Below are 2,516 nucleotides of genomic sequence, written 5' to 3' on the forward strand. Positions count from 1 at the left end.
GGTTTGTAACGGGATTTTTGCATTCATAAGAGGTTACCTAATAGCTGCGGTCGGTATCATGACAGACCTAAATAATTGCGCTATAGTAGACTAAATCCATCATAAATAGAATATCTTATGGCACTCTCGACCGATTATTCCACTGCTAAAAACCCAGCCAACCTATCGCAGCTAGACCCACAAAACATCAGCTTAGAACATCTTGCTACGGATGCGCGTGCGGTATTGGATTTTTGGTTCGATAAAGACAATGAGCAGTATTGGTTTGCGCAAAATGATGCTTTTGATAAAAAGATAAAAGACAAGTTTTATGATATTTGGCAGGCAGCAAAACAGGGTGAGTGCGTGACGTGGCGTATCGCAGATGCAGCGACTGATAGTAATAGCTCAATCACCGCTTTGGCGGGACGTTTGGCAGAAATTATCGTTTTAGATCAGTTTTCGCGTAATTTATGCCGTGAGCAAGCGTGCGCTTTTGCCCAAGATGGCATGGCGCTAGCATTGGCACAAGAAGCCATTGGACAACCATATTTTGATACGCTGCCAGCGCAGTGGCGCAAATTTATTATCATGCCATTTATGCATTCTGAATCGGCCATGATTCATGAGCGCTATCTGCCGCTGTTTAAGCAATTAAATGATGCAACGACCTTAGAGTTTGAGCATCGCCATAAGGATATTATTGATAAGTTTGGGCGTTATCCGCACCGCAATGAAACCTTAGGTCGAAAATCTTCGCCTGAAGAAGAAGCGTTTTTACAGCAGCCGAACTCATCGTTTTAAGTATTTTTGGGACTTTGAAGATTTCTGTTGTTAAAGGTTTAAATAAAAAAACCATTTGTTCTTAATAAACAGATGGTTTTTTTATGATTGAAAGCATTTTCTTATTTAATTTTGCTTAGGCTATTTAATTAAGCAGTCTCATCCTGCTAGCTAATGATCATTTTTAGGTTAGGCAATATTAGCTTTCAAGCACTTTTCTTACTGGTGCAAAGCTACGTCTATGCGCGGCTAATACGCCATGAGCTGCAATCGCTTCCATATGGGCGCGCGTTGGATAGCCTTTATGCTTGGCAATACCGTATTCAGGATGTTCAGCATCAAGCGCATACATAGTCTTATCACGGCTTACTTTTGCCAAAATACTGGCTGCCGCAATACTGGTATGGCGCGCATCGCCTTTTACCCAGGCTTGACAGTCAATCACTGATCTCTCTATACCAAGTGTGGCAAGACTGACATAATCTACGTCAGGACAACGATTGCCATCAATCAATATCTCAAACAGTGTTTTCTGTTCTTCATCAAGGTAGTTAGCAACTACCGCCAATAAAACCTCAGTACATAAGCGCATACCAAGCATGGTTGCTTGCAAGATATTGACTTGGTCGATGACCGCTGGTGGTATATCAGCGACGATGTGCGCGACTGCATGTTGCTGAACCAACGGATAAAGAAGATCGCGCTTTTTTTCACTCAGCTGCTTTGAGTCCGTCAGTATAGACAATGGCGTATTTTTTAGTGGCTCATTTTCAATTAAACCTGCCCACGCCGCAGGTAATATTGCCGCAGCGACAGTAACGCTACCTAGCAGCGGGCCACGCCCTGCTTCATCCACGCCAATTTGTATGGCTGCTTGTTCACTCGCTTCATTTACCAGATATTGCGCCATTAGCTCCACGATATTTAGCTGACCTGATAACTGTATGGGCGCTGCCAGTTGTATGTATTGTCCTTTAATATCAACTTGCTCAATGATTCTTTCGATCTGAAAGATAGCGTTGTCTGTAACAGGGCTTTCTATAGGGTTGTGTTCTTCAAGAGGCATAGTACTCATAACTTATTTTTTAACTTTACGGTTTAATTGATTTGTTTGCTTGCATGATTACTGAGCTTGATAATTGTCTTGGCTGTGGTAATTTTCTTGACTGACATGACCGTCTTGTCCATTAAAATCATGACTTTGATGACTGGCGCGGTTTTGAATAAACCATTGTTCGATGACGCTATGCGCAGGGTCATGATTGCTTTGTTGTTGCAATGCATACTTGGTATCAATCAGCGCTTTTAATTGTTCTGCGTACGCGCGCGGCTGCAACAAACGCATCACGGTACGACAGATATTATCGCCACTTGCCTGCTCTTGGATAAGCTCAGGCACGATTGCGCTGTCTGCCAAAATATTGGGCAAACCGACATAAGGGACTTTCACCAAACGCTTTGCAATCTGATAGGTCAGCTGATTTAATTGATAAATTACCACCATTGGACGCTCAAGCAGCATGGCTTCCAAGGTTGCAGTACCCGACGCTAACATAACCATGTCTGATGCCGCCATCGCCAGCTGACTAAAGGCTGGCTGACTTTCATCATAGACCACCGCAATCGCCGCCCGCAGTTGCTCTGAGCGCTTATCGATCACATCTTGCACAATATATTGATGGTTTTGATCCACCGTTGGAATGATAAAGCACAGCTTAGGATCTAACAATAATAGTCTTTGAATACCATCGAGC

2 protein-coding genes and 1 pseudogene are annotated in these 2,516 nt (G+C 43.2%); 1 reads left to right on the forward strand and 2 read right to left on the reverse strand.

Annotated elements, in window-relative coordinates; all coding sequences use genetic code 11:
• Positions 1 to 117: 117 nt before the first annotated feature.
• Positions 118 to 783: a DUF924 family protein gene (locus tag V7D75_RS07315; protein ID WP_333614030.1), complete on the forward strand. Its 666-nt coding sequence runs from the start codon at positions 118 to 120 to the stop codon at positions 781 to 783.
• A gap of 178 nt (positions 784 to 961) precedes the next feature.
• Here V7D75_RS07315 and V7D75_RS07320 read toward each other — a convergent pair whose 3' ends face one another.
• On the reverse strand, positions 962 to 1,837 hold the full coding sequence (locus tag V7D75_RS07320) for a ribonuclease HII (protein ID WP_333614031.1): 876 nt from the start codon (positions 1,835 to 1,837) through the stop codon (positions 962 to 964).
• Positions 1,838 to 1,885: 48 nt separating this feature from the next.
• Positions 1,886 to 2,516: pseudogene (locus V7D75_RS07325) on the reverse strand (hypothetical protein); the annotation flags it as partial.

The organism is Psychrobacter sp., assembly GCF_036731945.1.
Taxonomy (GTDB): Bacteria; Pseudomonadota; Gammaproteobacteria; order Pseudomonadales; family Moraxellaceae; genus Psychrobacter.

Coding starts and splice junctions, on each gene's coding strand:
- V7D75_RS07315 (WP_333614030.1), top strand. CDS start 118: ATGGCACTCTCGACCGATTATTCCACTGCTAAAAACCCAGCCAACCTA.
- V7D75_RS07320 (WP_333614031.1), bottom strand. CDS start 1,837: ATGAGTACTATGCCTCTTGAAGAACACAACCCTATAGAAAGCCCTGTT.